The sequence below is a fragment of the Listeria cossartiae subsp. cayugensis genome, assembly GCF_014229095.1.
GTDB classification, from domain to species: Bacteria; Bacillota; Bacilli; order Lactobacillales; family Listeriaceae; genus Listeria; species Listeria cayugensis.
In genome coordinates, this window is sequence record NZ_JAARZC010000001.1 from 493,900 (window position 1) to 510,451 (window position 16,552).

Sequence of the window (16,552 nt, forward strand, 5' to 3'; positions counted from 1 at the left end):
ATTTCAAGGTAAACTATAGTAGTGAAGATGCCGATATTATATGTGAATTTATAAATAGAATTTTTGGCAAGAAAGGGTGAGTGCGATGGGGAAAGCACTATTGATTGTGAATCCGTCATCAGGTAAAGAAAAAGGAAAAACCTACCAAGGGAAGACAGAAGCAGTACTAAAAAAACGTTATGATGAGGTGGAAGTTCGCCTGACTGAAAAAGCAGGGGATGCGACGGAATTTGCTTCTTGGGCTGCTGAACAAGGTTTTGAAGCAGTAATTGCGATGGGCGGAGACGGCACTTTAAATGAAACAATAAATGGTCTCGCTATCCATGAAAAACGTCCTGATTTTGGCTTCGTTCCACTTGGGACTGTCAATGATTTGGCGCGCTCGGTAGGCATACCGCTAAAACCCGAAAAAGCTATTCAAGCATTAGAAAAAGCAATCGCAGTACCGATGGATGTTGGCCGAATTGGCGACCAATACTTCATGAATGTCCTAGCAATTGGTATGATTGCGCAAGCCGTCGACCAAGTTAGCGTCGAACAAAAAACTAAATTCGGCTCCGTGGCGTACTTTTTAGAAGGCCTAAAAGCATTTAACCGCAATGAGTTACTTCATTTTAAAATAGAATATGACGAAGAAGTCTGGGAAGGCGAGGCGGCGTTAGTCGTGGCTGGCTTAACCAAATCTGTTGGCGGGATGGAGTCATGGGCACCAGACGCAAAAATCGACGACGGCTATCTCCATATTATTATTCTAACCAAGCTCGGCCTGCTAGATGCAGCCAACATGATCCCACAATTAATCCGCGGCAATTTAAAAAATAGCGAGGGCGTCGTTTATATTAAAACGAAAAAACTGACCATCGATGCGAGCGGAGAAGATTTAAGCATCAATGTGGATGGCGACCCAGGTCCGGGTGTTCCAGCAGAAATCGAAGTTCTCGGCAGTCATTTAAATATCCTTGCACCGAAAAAAAGCAGCAAGAAGCGTTTTGGCCCATTCGTACTGAAAAAGTAATCTACAAATTGTAGAAGAATAAGGAGATGAAAGCTTTATGGAAGAAGAACTAGAAGTCGTTCATAAAGGCCTTGCCAACGCGAAAAATGGGTTTAAAGCCGTCCCCGGAAAGCTGTATTTGACGGCAACATATATTGTCCACAAACCGAATGATTACTTTGACGAAGAAATCAATATTCCACTTAATCGAGTCGCAAAAATACGCGGTGTTCGTACGAAAATCCTTGGAAAAGAATTGCTTTCTAACATTTTAGAAGTAGACATGATATCCGGAGTAAAGTATCAATTCGTTGTTAATAAACAGAAAAAGTGGCTGGAAGCAGTTTCCAAAGTATTAGAAAGCCGCGGTGAATCAGAAAAATTAGCATAGAAAGAAGCTGGCACGTAAAAAAGTGACCAGCTTCTTTTTTTACGCTAAATGAAATGCCGTTGCTCCAATCAAATTCGCGTCATTTCCAAATTGACATCCAACAACAGTAGGGCTAATAGTCGCAATCGGAACGCTCGCTTTGACTTTCGCCACATAACGAGTTAACTCATCAATAAAATCCGCCCGTTCACTTACACCACCACCAATAACAACCAGTTCAGGATCGAGCGCATATTGTAAATTAAAAATACTTCGAGCAAGATAATAAAACATCGTATCCAATTCTTCCTCCGCGATGGTATTTCCTTCTGCACGTAACTCAAAAGCACGAAGCCCATCAATCGTAGCCGCTGGAACTTCTAACTGCTCAGCAATTCTCGTAGCAGCATTCACAACCGTACCAAGCTCACTAAGCGTATGTCCGGCTTTATCCATCAACATATAACCAAATTCACCACCATGTAAATTCGCCCCGTGATGTACCTTACCGCCACGAATAACCGCACCACCAACGCCACTTCCAAGAATCATAAAAATAATATCTTGTTTATCTTTCGCCGTCCCAATCCAAACTTCCGCTAAAGCAGCACAGTTGGCATCATTTTCCATCGTAACCGGAAGCGCCAATTTTTCTTCAAGTAATTGCTTAAAAGGAAAATTATGTATGTATGGAATTGCGCTCGCCCCTGCAATGATACCGGTTTCATTATTCACTGCGCCAGGACAACTAAAAGCCACACCTTGAAACGTATAATCATACTTATTTTTTACCTCCACAAGTAGTTGCACCATTTCATCCAAATTATCTGGGGTACTGAATTTACCTTTTTCTAGTATTTCTCCAGCTGTTGTCAACACACCAAACTTTACTGCCGTTCCACCTAAATCAAACGCAAGTATCGTCATAACCCAATCTCCTTTTATAAAAAGTATATACTTATCATACTTTCAAACATAACAAATGACAAATAAAAAGTGAAATTAGTTTGCTAAAAATTAACGTCATTTTCCAGTTTTGTGCTATAATAAAGCAAGAATTTGAAGCGCAGGAGGAAATGGTTAGTGGAGATAAAGGTTCAAAAGAAATTGACTGACGGCAGAATCGCTTTTAGTAGTGAATATGGTGAATGCGTTGGAATATGGGCCGATGAAGACCCAGAACCAAGTAGGGTTTACACGGTAGAAATTACGATACCGGACATGATTAGCGCGGAACTACTGCACGAAAGCGAAGAAAAACATTGTGCACTAGAAATAGATGAAGAAGGCTTAGTTCACGTAATTGGGAAGTTAGAGGATTACGAAGAAGACGGCTTTGCAGTGCTTCGCTTAGAAGAAAGTATTATTTGTTTTGACACGAAATTCAGTGAAGAAATAGAAATGCTCCATGGAAGATTTGTTGAATTTGTTATTCCAGAAATAAAATTGAGTAATGTTGGTATATAAAAAAACGCCATGCTTCATTTCCTTAAAAACAGGAAATCAAGCGTGGCGTTTTTAGCTATATGTAGTAAATACAGCAAGCATTTTCTCTAAATCTTTCTCTGATCTTGCAAACAGCATCAAGCGTTGACGATTGGTTTCAATCACAAGCACGCCATCCTCTGATAAATTCATCCGCTCGATTTTGGCATAAGGGAAGAATAGTAGGGCATAAAAAAGTCCAGATTCTTTAAAAACAGCTTTCGAACTACGGAAGAAGCAAATATAGATGAAAAGTACACCCATAATCCCAAGCAGCACAGAAGTGGAAAATGGTCCTTCACGAAAGAACGTATTAGAAACGAATAACAGAACGATAATCCCGACAAAAATATAGCCGTCCCAACGACCACGAGAACGCAATTTGACACTTAAAACCGTCTTACCTTTCCAAAGTGGAATTACTGCATCATTATACAAAATATACAGTATCGTCAAGATGTTTGCCGCGAACAAAAAGATATTAGTAGCATCCCAAACCATTTTAGCTATCACTCACAATCTATCATTGATATAGTTTAGTCATATTGTAACATAATTATGTGAGGAAGAGGGAGAAGTGGGTTTGAGGATGTTCATTTAGAGCGGATCTTTCGGCATAATAAGGCATACAAAAAAAGAACCGGAATTTTAATCCCGGTTCTTTTCGAATTATAATAACCACCCATTACCCAAGCGGCGAATACCCAGCTGGTGGAAGTCCTAAGATTCCAGACCAATAACCTAGGATACCAACAACGAATAGTCCTAAAATCAACCACAAAGCATTGACTTTTTTCTTGAGTATCCACATACAAGCGAATGTAAGTAGAAGGGCAAGAAGACCCGGCATTAATTGGTCCAAGATACTTTGAACAGTAGTTGGAACGTCTTTACCAGTTTTAGAGTCTTCTGTTGTATAAGCTACAAGTGGAACGTAAATGGTAGTCCATTTATTAACAAGGGCACCCATGACGAATAGTCCGAGAATGGAAGCTCCTTCTGTTAGTTTTTGAAGCAGGCCGCCAGACATATCAGATACAACATCTGTACCTTTTGTATATCCGTAGAACACGCCCCAATAACGGAAGCCTAGACGAATTGCATTAAATAGTACGAAGAATAAAATTGGTCCAATAATACTACCGTCAGTGGCAAAACCGGCACCTAAAGCGGCAAGTACTGGACGAACCGTTCCCCAGAAAATGGGATCCCCAACGCCGGCAAGTGGTCCCATTAGACCTACTTTAATACCGTTGATAGCGCCGTCGTCAATATCGGCACCATTAGCTTTTTGTTCTTCCATTGCAGTTGTTACACCTAGAATTGGTGCGGCCATGTATGGATGTGTATTAAAGAATTCAAGGTGACGTTTGATAGCTTGTTCTCTATCAGGTCCTTTTTCAGGATAAAGACGTTTAATTACTGGAATTACTGAGAAACAGAATCCTAGTGATTGCATACGCTCAAAGTTCCACGACCCTTGGAAGAGGTTGGAACGAATGAAAACGCCCATTAAGTCACTTTTCGTTATTTTCTTTTCATTAACTGTAATTTGTTCACTCATATTTCTTCTCCCCCTTCCTTAGTCGTCAAGGTCGTCGTCGAGATCATCCGCTGATCGTCCGCCGCCGCCCCCGCCGTATTGTTGGATCGCTTCTTTCAATTGATATTTAGGGTTTAGTTGGATGTAAATGATTGCTGCAACTAGTCCTAAAACACCTAGTGCTACTAAGTTGAATTGAGTAAATGCTGCGACAACAAAACCTAAGAAGAAGAAAGGCATTAAATATTTAGCAGACATCATGTTAATAACCATTGCGTAACCAACAACAACAATAAATCCGCCAGCTACGTTTAGACCATTAACAATAACGTCCGGAATGGCATTGAGTAAATTTTCGACTGCTTGTGTACCAACTGTTACCGCAACGATAACGGCTGGAATCGCGATACGCATAGCTTGAAGTAGTAGTGCTGAAACATGTATCCAGTCGAGACTTCGCAGGTTCCCTTCCTTACCAGCTTTATCAGCCATATGTTGGAATGCAACTGTAATTGTACGAACTAGAATAGTAAGTACTTGACCAAGAGCAGCTAAAGGAATCGCAAGTGAAATACCTACGCTGATATCTTGTCCCCCCGTAATAACTAAGATGGTAGAAATAATGGATGCAAGGGCAGCATCTGGAGCAACCGCAGCGCCGATGTTCATCCATCCAAGTGCGATCATTTCAAGTGTTCCCCCAATAATAATACCAGTTGTAATATCCCCAAGAACAAGACCGATTAATGTACAGGCAATTAATGGACGGTGCGTTTGCCACTCATCCAAAATACTACCCATACCACTAATACACGATACGAGGAATACAAGGATTAATTGTATTGCTGACATATATTTCCCTCCCAATTTTTCTTTTGAATGATAAAAAAGATAATTTCATTATGATGACTGAATAAATTAAGTATCTAATACTTAGACTTTTATTCATGAATCACCCCTTTAAAGGTCTTCCTTTAAACGTTTGTTTTTTCGGGGCTCTAAAAATAGGCGAGCCGCGGATGAATTATTTATCTTTATCTAGTAATGGGATAAGTTTGACTTTATTATCAGAAGCGACTTTGCGAATTTCAAGTTCGATTCCTTTTTCATCCAATTTGCGGAATGCTGCTTCGTCCGTTGCGTCCACAGATACAGCGTTAGTAATCATATGTTTGCCTTCGCGGAATGCCATACCACCAATGTTTACGGTTGTAATATTGACACCAGCTTCTACTAGCGTTAGTACATCTGTAGGGTTAGTAAATAGGAACATTACAGGAGTTGTAGCATATTTCGGGTTGTTGTATACACGAATCCCTTTTTGTACATCAACGACACTTGCTTTAACGCCTGGGGGTGCTACTTGAGTTAAAAGCGTTTTACGAACTTCATCTTTTGCGACATCATCACTAATAACGATGATACGTTCCACCTGTGTTTCTTTTGTCCAAACTGTTGCTACTTGACCGTGAATTAAGCGGTCATCAATACGTGCTAAGCGAATATCCATTATAAATCGTCCTCCCCGACTTCTGTTTCTACTTTTGGTAATGATTGTTTGAGTGACTTAACGCCACCTGATCCTGCTGTAAGAGCTGTTTCGACTAGATCTTTTTGATTACTTGCTGCGCGCATCGAGAGCGTTTCAAGTAACATTGGAATATTCACACCAGTGACAACATCCATATTGTCTTCTGGAAGGGCGATTTGGCTAGATGCATTATAAGGACTGCCACCAAATAAATCAACCATAAAAATGACGCCTTCAGAAGTATCCAATTTGTCTAGTTTTTCTTTATATTTGGTAATAAGCGTATCCGTGTTTTCTCCAGGAACAAAAGTAATAAATTCTACATTATCCTGTTTGCCGATAATCATTTCGGTTGATTTCAACAATTCACGCGCGGCTTCACCATGTGTGCCAATGATAATTCCAACTGGCATAAGTATCTCCTCCTTAAGCGTGGATATAATCATCCATTAATACTAACGCAAAAACTGTGCCAACATTTCTGTATCAAACAACCTCCTTTGCTAATAGAAGCGGTTCAAGGCTTTTGTAAGCGTGTACTAATAGTTGTGGCGCGCCTTAATACGCTAAATACGTGGCTTAATACACTAAGTACTAATCTTAGACATACATACAACATTACCCTAAAAGAAAGGGCAGAAAACGCAATTGCGAAAAATAAAACAAGCCAACTTGAGCAAAATGTTGGCTTGTTTATGTTTATGAAAGTACTTCTGGTTGGATTTCGTTCAAAATATCGTACAAATAACAAAGCTCATCATTAGTTAGTTTTAAGTTCATTTTGTAGATAACTTCTTTATTTGTTTCTTCTAGTGCTTGGAAAATGTCTGTTTCGAGCATGATTTTAGGATCACGATAAACTAATCCGTCATTTAAAACCATACGTTCCAAAGCACAACCGACATGAATGAGTAAATTGATTTTGAACGTGTTATCGAGTTTGTAACCAAGTTTTTTCTCTAATACGCTAGCAAACGAGCTAAGAATTTCAATCGTTTTCTTAGGATTGAGATAGGTTAAAAATTCGTTCAGGCTTTCTTCGATAATTTCTTTTGCGATTCGCCCAGTTTCGCCAGTTTTAACAATAATGTTGCGTTGTTTTACTAGGCTGACTAATTGTTCCTCGCCGTCCACGCCAAAAAGTCGTTCGAGCGGGATGAAGGGGATTTGGATTTTTGGATCTTGAATACCAACCGCCATCAAAATATCATTTTCTTCTTGAAGTTGCTCTAAGCGGGTATCCATTTCATGCAAACCAATTGGGATAACCTTGATTGCGTCAGTTGTAATCGTATCTAAAATGTTTTCGATAAACAGTTGTAGTTTTTCTGCGGTACCTTCACCAGTTGCACAAATTGTAACGATCGCGTGCGGTTTTTGATTGGAATCGAGCGTATCATCATCGGAATTATAGCCGCCGTAACCGCGGAAATCTTTCAACGAATCGTAAATGCTATCAAGTTCCATATCAAGAATATTGGATTTGCGAACTGCTTCAATAACCGTTGCGGTGGAGACCATATCAATCGAGCGAACCGGAATGCCAGTACGTTCCGAAATAACCGGGGCAAAACTTGTCAGTGATCCCATATCAACAAGCAGCAAAAGACCGCGCCCCATATCCATTTCTTTCGCACGTTCGGTCAATTTATCAAGCACGATTTTCGGACTTTGATCAAGTGGCATATCGATTCCTTCCACTAAACCTTCACCGAGCAGTTTCTTCGCGACACTTACCATACTACTCGCCGTATTATTACCATGCGTCGCCACAAGAACCGCCACACGAGCATTTTCTTGTTCTTTTAAAAGGGAGCTAATTAATAGTGTTAAATACATTACTTCCATATTTGGAACGCGAATGTGGAAAGTCGCTTCGATATCATCTTTAATCTCACGCGATAATTCATAGGCTTCCGGTTGGTCGTTAACTACATTTTCGATATTCGTATATTTTAACGGTTTATTACTTTCAATTCGTTTAATAAAAGAAGTCAGGTGCAGACTAAACGCAAGCAGGAAGCGCTCATTCAACTTTTTACCAAGTTGATGTTCAATTCGCAGCTCGACACCTTCCGCAAAATTCAAAATTTCTTCATTAACGATTTTTAAAATATTTTCGCGATTATGGATCGTGTTTTTGAATTTGTTGTAAAAGCTGTTGAGGTGAATGTCGATATCCATCTTAATAAATTTCTTAATATCATCATCTTCCACGCCTTGATCCATTAAAATAGACGCTTTATCTTCAATAATTTTGTAAAGGTTGAAGTTGGGCTCATATTCATCTGACGTAATTAAAGTATTATTCATTTCTGGGAAAATCGTCGTATATGGCTCCAAATATTCGGCAATCGCTTGAAGTTCCTTGCGGCGATTACTAAAATGGAAGAAACCATCTTTAATATTAATCGGTAACGTTTTAAAATCAATCAAAATTTCTTCGTCTTTGTCAAAACTATTGAGGAAACCTTGCGCGCAAACGAGTTGAATGTTGGATTTCAGTTGTCCGATATTTCCGTAAGTCGTATTCCCAATCAAGGCTTTGGCAGCTTCATCTTCAATACGAATTGGTTTATTAACACGATGCGCCTCACTGGAAAGTAAGTATTTCAGCAATTCAACGCGTTCAAAAGCCGTACGTTCTTCCAAACTTGGTAGGGTAATAATAATCGGAATACGGCGCATAAACGTTTTCAAAAGAGAAGATTCTGGATTTTCAGTTGTAGCACCGATAATTAAAACATTGGATTTGCGCGTCCGGTCGGTTTCGCCAAGTTTATTATATGTGCCAGAATCCATCAAATAAAAAATCATTTCCTGGCCTTCTGGTGGGAGACGGTGAATTTCATCAAGGAACAAAATACCGCCTTCCGCTTTTTCAACAAGTCCGCCTTTGTCATTGTCAGCGCCAGTAAAAGCACCTTTCACATGGCCGAAAATATGGGACATCAAGAGTTGCGGGTTATTATAGTAATCAGCACAGTTAAAAATAATAAACGGTGCGTCGGCAGGAAGACGTTTAGCATGTTGCGAGAAACGATACATTAAATTAGCAAAAAGCGTTTTACCAACACCAGTTTGTCCGAGAATCATTGTATGTAAGCCATTTGGTGGATAGAGCACGGCAGCTTTTGCTTGCTCAACAGGAGTTTTAAGACTATCATTAACGCCAATTAAATCATCGAAAGGACTTCTTTCAACAATGCTTGGTTTTAACATTTTTAAAAGGGATTCACAGCTCTCAAATTCCAATTCGTTATCGGAAAGGGTACGTCCAATTTCATCTTCAACAGCTCTTTTAGGAAAATAAAGCACTGGTCGGCCAACGATTTTAATGATTTTTCCTTGTCTGTGAAGTTCGTTCAATTCCATACTGACATTATTTCTTAAAATAGATAATGTTTCCGAAATCGTACTTGCTGTAAAGCCTTCATTATTCTCTAATTGCTCGCGAATGGTCTTCGTGGAAGGATTTTCTAAAATAAATTCATAAATACGGTCAATACGCTTCATTATAAAACCTCCATTTAGTGTATCGGTGAACGTTTAGTGTATTATAAAAGATTAATACACTCTAGAATTCTGTATTTATCTTAGCATGACTAGTGAAAATGTCAATGTTTATTTACTAAAAATCAAATTGACTAGCTACGCGGATAGTACTATTATATAGAAGGAACAAATAAAATCGATGAGGTGTTCATAATGTCAAAAGTACTATTTATTAAAGCGTCACCACTTCCAAATGAAGTATCCAGAAGCTCGCAAGTTGCCGAAACGTTTATGGCTGAATATAAAGCGAAAAATCCTTCTGATACAGTAGAAGAATTAGTTTTATATAATACAGAAGTACCGTTATTAGATTTAGAATTAATGTCGGCTGGAAGAGAATTACAAGCTGGTAAAGCTTTCACTGATTTAGCTCCAGATGTTCAAAAAAAATTAAATGCGTATAATGCGCTAACAGAACAATTTTTAGCAGCAGACAAATATGTTTTTGTGTTCCCACTTTGGAACCTTGGAATCCCGCCATTATTAAAAGCTTATATTGATACTTTTGTAGTTGCTGGAAAATCTTTCCGTTATACGGAACATGGCCCAGAGGCACTTTTAAAAGATAAAAAAGCGATCTTAATCCATGGTAGCGGTGGTATTTATTCTGCTGGACCAACAAGTTCATTTACTCACGGAGAACCATATTTACGTACTATTTTACAATTTATCGGTATCAACGTAGTGCCATCGATTTTTGTAGAAGGAATTGATCACAATCCTAGCAAAGAAGCGGAAATCGTTGCGGCTGCTAAAGCGGTAGCGCAGGAAAGTGCTGCAGAATTCTAAAAAAGTTTGTGAAAAAATTATTTCTTGCTAATGATATTAAGGTAGTATTATCAACTTTCTAGACCAATAAAAACATATAAAAAGTTTGCTAATCCCTTTATAAGTTGGTAAAGTAGAGAAGTAGATTGAACGATAAAGTGCTGACATCATTCGGCACTTTATTCTTTTTAATTACTCGAAAGGGATGAATTAGGATGGAAGAGCATAAAGAAGAATTGCAAAGAGGACTGAAAAATAGACATATTCAGTTGATCGCGATTGGCGGAGCAATTGGTACAGGGCTTTTTCTAGGAGCAGGGAAGTCAATTCATTTGGCGGGTCCATCCATCATGTTAGTTTACTTAATTATTGGGGCTATTTTATTCTTTGTTATGAGAGCTTTGGGTGAATTATTAATACATAACCCAACAACAGGATCTTTTACAGAATTTGCAGAGCAGTTTATTGGACCATGGGCCGGTTTTATTACTGGTTGGACGTATTGGTTCTGCTGGATTGTGACAGGAATCGCAGAAATTACAGCAGTTGGCATGTACGTGAAATTTTGGGTGCCAGACTTACCACAATGGATTCCAGCACTGGCTTGCGTTTTAATACTTCTTTTGTTTAACTTAGCAACCGTCAAAGCTTTTGGCGAAATCGAATTTTGGTTTGCAATTATTAAAGTGGTTGTCATTATTGCATTGATTGTTATTGGATTTGTACTAGTATTTATTGGTTATAAACATGGAACAAGTACGGCTTCATTTTCTAATTTAGTCGATTACGGCGGCTTTTTCCCGAACGGAATTGCTGGGTTCTTACTGGCTTTCCAAATGGCGACATTTTCGTTTGTGGGGATTGAGCTTGTTGGTGTAACAGCGGGAGAAGCTGACAATCCAGAGCGGACACTTCCAAAAGCAATTAATAATATTCCTATTCGGATTTTAATTTTTTATATTGGTGCATTACTTGTATTGATGTCGATTTATCCGTGGAGTAATATTGATCCGAATACGAGTCCATTCGTTAGTGTATTTACGATGATTGGGATTCCTGCAGCAGCCGGCATTATTAACTTTGTGGTATTAACGGCTGCGATGTCTTCCTGTAATAGCGGGATTTTCAGCACGAGCCGGATGCTTTATACACTTTCTGCAGAAGGAAAAGCACCGAAAAAAATGCATCATTTGAGCTCGAATGGCGTTCCTGCAACGGCTTTAATCACATCAACAGCATGTTTACTTATCGGTGTATTTTTAAATTATATTTTACCAGAGCAAGTATTTATTCTAGTAACGAGTATCGCGACGATTTGCTTTATCTGGGTTTGGGGCATTATTTTAGTGGCGCATTTACGTTTTCGCCATAAACATCCGGAAATTGCAGCGAAAAGTAAATTTAAAATGCCGTTATCTCCTTTTATGAACTGGGTTAGCTTAATTTTCTTCGGGGGATTATTAGTGATTCTTGGTTTCGCGGCAGATACAAGAATTGCGCTATTCGTTACGCCAGTATGGTTCTTGATTTTAGGTATCGCTTATCAAATTTTAAAAGCATCAAATCGAAAGACAAAAATTCGACATAATTAACAACCCGGCAAGTGTTCGCTAAACAGAGCTGTTTTAGCGAATACTTGCTTTTTTTTGCCTTTAAATGCGCCGCGAATTTCTTTACAAATGGAAAAAATCGTGTAGAATGAGAGGTGTTTAGAGCGTTTTGTCGTTTTCACGCATATAAAGTGAGTACTCACTCATTTTCTTAGAATCGTTATTTATGTGAAACGACGTACAATCGACAAATGATATGTGAAATATGATACATATTAAGTAGTGCGTAACGAAAGGGATGAGAAAATGATTCATGCAGGATTAGATGTAGGATCAACAACAGCAAAAGCCGTAGCACTTAATGACCAGGGGGATATTTTATTTCAAACTTACCGAAGACATTATTCCGACATTAAAAAAGTAACATTAGAAATCATGCAAGACATGCAAAAAAAATGTGGTATGACCGAAATGACGTTCAAAATTACGGGATCATCAGGATTAGCAATTTCCAAATTTTTGAATGTGCCATTTGTGCAGGAAGTAATTGCATGTACGGAAGCGGTCGAACAAGTGATTCCGGAAACTGATGTAGTAATTGAGCTAGGCGGGGAAGATGCGAAGATTATTTATTTCAGTGGCGGGATTGAGCAACGAATGAATAACGCTTGTGCTGGTGGAACGGGTGCGTTTATTGACCAAATCGCCACACTGCTTCAAACGGATCCAACGGGCTTAAATGAATTAGCGCAAAATGCGAATACAATTTATCCGATTGCTTCCAGATGTGGAGTATTCGCCAAAACAGACGTGCAGCCATTGCTAAATGAAGGGGCTAGAAAAGAAGATATTGCCGCTTCGATTTTCCAAAGTGTGGTTACGCAGACGATTAGTGGGCTTGCTTGTGGACGTCCAATCCGCGGGAAAGTGGCATTTCTTGGAGGACCGCTTACCTTCCTTGATCAATTACGTTATCGTTTTACAGAAACATTGAAGATGAAAGATAGTGATATTATCGCGCCTCAAAATGCGGAATATTTTATTGCGCTTGGAACTGCTTTTACGGGACTAAATGATGTGCCGCTCAAAGTGGATGATATGATTCAGCGCCTTTCGAACATGGATATGACTACGATGGCGACAGATACTGTGATTTTGCCGGCGCTTTTTGAAAAGAAAGCAGACTTAGACGAATTTCGTGCGCGTCATAATCAAATGAAAGCAAAACGGGCGAAGTTGGAAGACTATGAAGGCGATGCTTACTTAGGTATTGATGCCGGTTCGACTACAACTAAATTAATTTTAATGAGCCAAACGAATGAAATTCTTTACTCGTTTTATTCAAGTAATAATGGGAATCCACTGCAATCTGTTATTGATGCGACGAGTGATTTATATGAAATTTTGCCAGAAAAAGTTCGAGTTGCGCAGTCTGGAATTACCGGCTACGGTGAGTCGCTTATTAAAGCCGCACTGAAAATTGATGTCGGCGAAATTGAAACAGTCGCGCATTACCGTGCCGCTCGCGAGTTTTTACCAGATGTTGATTTTATTTTAGACATTGGCGGACAAGATATGAAATGTATGAAAATTAAAAAAGGCGCGCTCGATAGCTTAATGCTGAATGAAGCGTGTTCTGCCGGATGTGGTTCGTTCCTTGAAACATTTGCGCAGACACTTAATTTATCGATTGAAGAATTTGCGGCCCGGGCACTCGAAGCGAAAGCCCCAGTTGACTTAGGTTCACGCTGTACTGTTTTCATGAATTCCAAAGTGAAACAAGTGCAAAAAGAAGGCGTGAGCATGGAAGATTTATCTGCGGGTCTTGCTTATTCCGTTGTGAAAAATGCGTTGCAAAAAGTAATTAAACTGCGTAGTCCGAAAGATATCGGTGAAAAAGTCATCGTTCAAGGCGGAACTTTTTATAATGAATCAGTTTTACGTGCTTTTGAACTGTTAACAGGTCGTGAAGTAGTTCGCCCGGATATCGCTGGAATGATGGGCGCTTATGGTGCAGCTTTAATTGCCCGCGAACATTATGAAACTGGCGAAGTAACAGAAATGCTCGTGCTGGAAAAATTACGCGAATTTAGTGCGGAAACTTCCCAGTCGCGCTGTAACCTTTGTAGTAACACGTGTCAGTTAACAGTGACAAGATTTGGCGATGACCGGATGTTCGTTAGTGGAAATCGTTGTGAACGCGGCGAACGTGTCGAAACGAAACGCAACGTACTTCCAAACTTATATGCTTATAAATTAAAACGAACATTTGATTATAAATCATTGAAAAAATCAGAAGCTACCCGCGGAACGATTGGTATTCCACGTGCGCTCAATGTTTTTGAAAACTATCCACTTTGGCACACGATTTTAACGAACTTAGGTTTCCGTGTCGTTTTATCTTCTAAATCATCTAAAAATCTGTATGATAAAGGAATTGAAACGATTGCATCCGAAGCAGTTTGTTTCCCAGCCAAATTAACACACGGACATATTATGGATTTAATTAAGAAAAAAGCAGACCGCATTTTCTATCCATCGGTTGTGTACGAAAAACCAGAATTCGGTGAGGCGACCAATAACTTCAACTGTCCAGTCGTGGCTGGTTATCCAGAAGTTATTCGTGTGAATGTCGATGCTTTGGAAGAGAAAAATATTCCAATGATTAGTCCGTTTTTAACATTAGATAATGAAAAAGCGTTAATCGAACAAATGAGCCTCGCTTTCCCAGAAGTTCCAGCTGCGGATATGGAAAAAGCAGTCCAAGCTGGGCTAGAGGAAGCAGAACTTTGCCGCAAAGACATTCAAGCGGAAGGGGAAGCCGCACTTACTTATATTAAGAAAAATAAAATCAAAGGAATTGTTCTGGCGGGGCATCCGTACCATATCGATCCAGAAGTAAACCACGGAATTCCGGAACTCATTACGATGAATGGCATGGCGGTTCTTACGGAAGATTCGATTTCTCATCTTGGAGAGATTGACCATAAACTTCGTGTCGAAAACCAGTGGAAATACCATGCAAGACTATATCGCGCCGCAAGTTTTACCGCTAAAAGTGAAGATTTGGAATTTGTTCAATTAACTTCATTTGGTTGCGGGCTTGATGCGATTACAACGGATATGTGCCAAGAAATCATCGAAGGCCATAATAAAGTCTATACGTTGCTCAAAATCGATGAAATCAACAACCTTGGTGCCGCGCGTATCCGCGTACGTTCTTTAAAAGCTGCTATGGAAGAACGCGAGAAAAACAACGTGAAACCAGGCATTATGGCGAAACCAAAAGAACGTCCATTATTTACAAAAGAAATGAAGAAAACGTATACTATTTTAGCCCCACAGCTAGCTCCGACCCATTTTGAAATGTTAGAAGCGGCTTGTAAGGTTGGCGGTTATAATTTAGAAGTGCTTCCAGCTGTGACACCTCGTGCGGTTGATGAAGGCTTGCGCTACGTCAATAATGATGCTTGTTATCCAGCAATTTTAACAATCGGTCAAATGATGGATGCGCTGAAACATGGCGATTATGATACAAATAATTTAGCGGTATTGATGACGCAAACAGGTGGCGGATGTCGGGCAACCAACTACATTTCAATGCTGAAAAAAGCACTCGGGGAAGCTGGAATGGACCATATCCCGGTTATTTCGCTAAATGCTAATGGCTTAGAGAAACAACCTGGCTTTAAAATGACACCAAAAGTACTTGTTCGTTTCTTAGCGGGAATTAGCTTAGGGGATGCGCTCGATCGTATGCTTTACCGGACAAGACCTTACGAAGTCGAACCAGGAAGTGCCAACAAAATGTTCCGCCAATATCTTGATGCCGGACGTGCGCTAATGGAAAATTATTCTTTCGGAGCATATAAAAAATTAGCGAACGAAATGGTACGAGCTTTTGATAACTTGCCAATAACCGATGAAGTAAAACCAAGAGTCGGCGTAGTTGGAGAAATTCTCGTCAAATTCCATCCGGGCGCAAATAACAATATTGTTGATGTTATTGAAGAAGAGGGCGGAGAAGCAGTTGTTCCGGACTTAACAGATTTCATTTTATATTGTTGTTACGATGATCACTTTGCAGCGAACACATTTGGTCGTTCCAAAGTAAAATCATTCGCGAAGCAAAGCGTCGCGATTCCGCTAATCAATCAATTCCGTAAACCAGTGACAGATGCACTGAAGAAAAGTGAACGCTTTGAAGCACCAGCGAGTATCGAATCCATCGCTGAAAAAGCAAGCCAACTTCTATCACTCGGAAACAAAATGGGCGAAGGTTGGTTCTTAACCGGCGAAATGTTCGAATTACTCGATAGCAACGTGCCCAATATCGCGTGCTTACAACCGTTTGCGTGCCTGCCAAACCATATTACTGGCCGCGGCATGATTAAAGGACTCAAAAAAATGTACCCAGAAGCCAATATCATGTCGATTGACTACGATGCGGGCTCAAGCTCTGTGAACCAACTAAATCGAATCAAATTAATGCTCTCCATCGCAAGAAAACAACTAGAAACGACAGAAGTAATCACAGAGAAAGAAACAAACACACGATTTAACCCAAGAGAAAAAATCCTTGGCAAAGCAAAACAAGTAAGAGAAAGTGCCCCAGTCGAAATGATTGGAAACAAAGTAAAACAAGCGCGGGATGCAGATCCAGTTGGGGCTATCGCTCAAAAAGTGAAGCATGTTGCAACTAGTAGTGAGCATGTTCAGACGGATAATGATTAATTAAAAAAGCCGCCCATTGTAT

At 39.7% G+C, this 16,552-nt stretch carries 13 protein-coding genes; 6 read left to right on the top strand and 7 right to left on the bottom strand.

The window, feature by feature from the left end; genetic code table 11:
- Window positions 1–85: 85 nt before the first annotated feature.
- Window positions 86–1,015, top strand: coding sequence for a diacylglycerol/lipid kinase family protein (locus tag HCB49_RS02495; RefSeq protein ID WP_008947175.1), 930 nt, complete (start codon window positions 86–88; stop codon window positions 1,013–1,015).
- Between the two features lie 37 nt (window positions 1,016–1,052).
- A complete protein-coding gene (locus HCB49_RS02500; RefSeq protein WP_185480313.1) occupies window positions 1,053–1,385 on the top strand; it encodes a hypothetical protein in 333 nt (110 codons plus the stop codon).
- A 39-nt stretch (window positions 1,386–1,424) separates the two neighbouring features.
- On the opposite strand, the gene HCB49_RS02505 is transcribed toward HCB49_RS02500, so the two are convergent.
- Window positions 1,425–2,291 (bottom strand): ROK family protein, encoded by an 867-nt coding sequence (locus HCB49_RS02505; protein ID WP_185604020.1) that lies wholly within the window; start codon window positions 2,289–2,291, stop codon window positions 1,425–1,427.
- A 156-nt stretch (window positions 2,292–2,447) separates the two neighbouring features.
- On the opposite strand from HCB49_RS02505, the gene HCB49_RS02510 reads away from it, so the two are divergent.
- Complete coding sequence (locus HCB49_RS02510; protein ID WP_003721894.1) at window positions 2,448–2,831, top strand: hypothetical protein; 384 nt, start codon at window positions 2,448–2,450, stop codon at window positions 2,829–2,831.
- A gap of 51 nt (window positions 2,832–2,882) precedes the next feature.
- Here HCB49_RS02510 and HCB49_RS02515 read toward each other — a convergent pair whose 3' ends face one another.
- From HCB49_RS02515 to HCB49_RS02540, 6 genes are all read right to left on the bottom strand, one after another.
- Window positions 2,883–3,350: an Lmo0779 family protein gene (locus HCB49_RS02515; protein ID WP_069888266.1), complete on the bottom strand. Its 468-nt coding sequence runs from the start codon at window positions 3,348–3,350 to the stop codon at window positions 2,883–2,885.
- Window positions 3,351–3,534: 184 nt separating this feature from the next.
- Window positions 3,535–4,413, bottom strand: a complete 879-nt coding sequence (locus HCB49_RS02520) for a PTS mannose transporter subunit IID (protein ID WP_003761108.1) — start codon at window positions 4,411–4,413, stop codon at window positions 3,535–3,537.
- Window positions 4,414–4,431: 18 nt separating this feature from the next.
- A complete protein-coding gene (locus tag HCB49_RS02525) occupies window positions 4,432–5,244 on the bottom strand; it encodes a PTS mannose/fructose/sorbose transporter subunit IIC (RefSeq protein ID WP_185480311.1) in 813 nt (270 codons plus the stop codon).
- A gap of 172 nt (window positions 5,245–5,416) precedes the next feature.
- Complete coding sequence (locus HCB49_RS02530; RefSeq protein ID WP_008947185.1) at window positions 5,417–5,902, bottom strand: mannose/fructose/sorbose PTS transporter subunit IIB; 486 nt, start codon at window positions 5,900–5,902, stop codon at window positions 5,417–5,419.
- Window positions 5,902–6,336: a mannose/fructose/sorbose PTS transporter subunit IIA gene (locus HCB49_RS02535; RefSeq protein ID WP_185390889.1), complete on the bottom strand. Its 435-nt coding sequence runs from the start codon at window positions 6,334–6,336 to the stop codon at window positions 5,902–5,904. Before HCB49_RS02535 ends, HCB49_RS02530 begins: the two co-directional genes overlap by 1 nt.
- A gap of 286 nt (window positions 6,337–6,622) precedes the next feature.
- Window positions 6,623–9,439 carry a sigma-54-dependent transcriptional regulator gene (locus tag HCB49_RS02540; protein WP_185604021.1) on the bottom strand — a complete coding sequence of 939 codons (2,817 nt, stop codon included), beginning with the start codon at window positions 9,437–9,439 and terminating at the stop codon, window positions 6,623–6,625.
- 192 nt (window positions 9,440–9,631) lie between these two features.
- Between HCB49_RS02540 and HCB49_RS02545 the strand changes: the two genes are divergently transcribed.
- From HCB49_RS02545 to HCB49_RS02555, 3 genes are all read left to right on the top strand, one after another.
- Entirely contained in the window at window positions 9,632–10,267 is a 636-nt protein-coding gene (locus HCB49_RS02545; protein ID WP_185604022.1) for an FMN-dependent NADH-azoreductase, read from the top strand.
- A gap of 194 nt (window positions 10,268–10,461) precedes the next feature.
- Entirely contained in the window at window positions 10,462–11,838 is a 1,377-nt protein-coding gene (locus tag HCB49_RS02550; RefSeq protein WP_185604023.1) for an amino acid permease, read from the top strand.
- 264 nt (window positions 11,839–12,102) lie between these two features.
- On the top strand, window positions 12,103–16,530 hold the full coding sequence (locus tag HCB49_RS02555) for a 2-hydroxyacyl-CoA dehydratase (RefSeq protein ID WP_185604024.1): 4,428 nt from the start codon (window positions 12,103–12,105) through the stop codon (window positions 16,528–16,530).
- The last annotated feature ends 22 nt before the right edge of the window (window positions 16,531–16,552 follow it).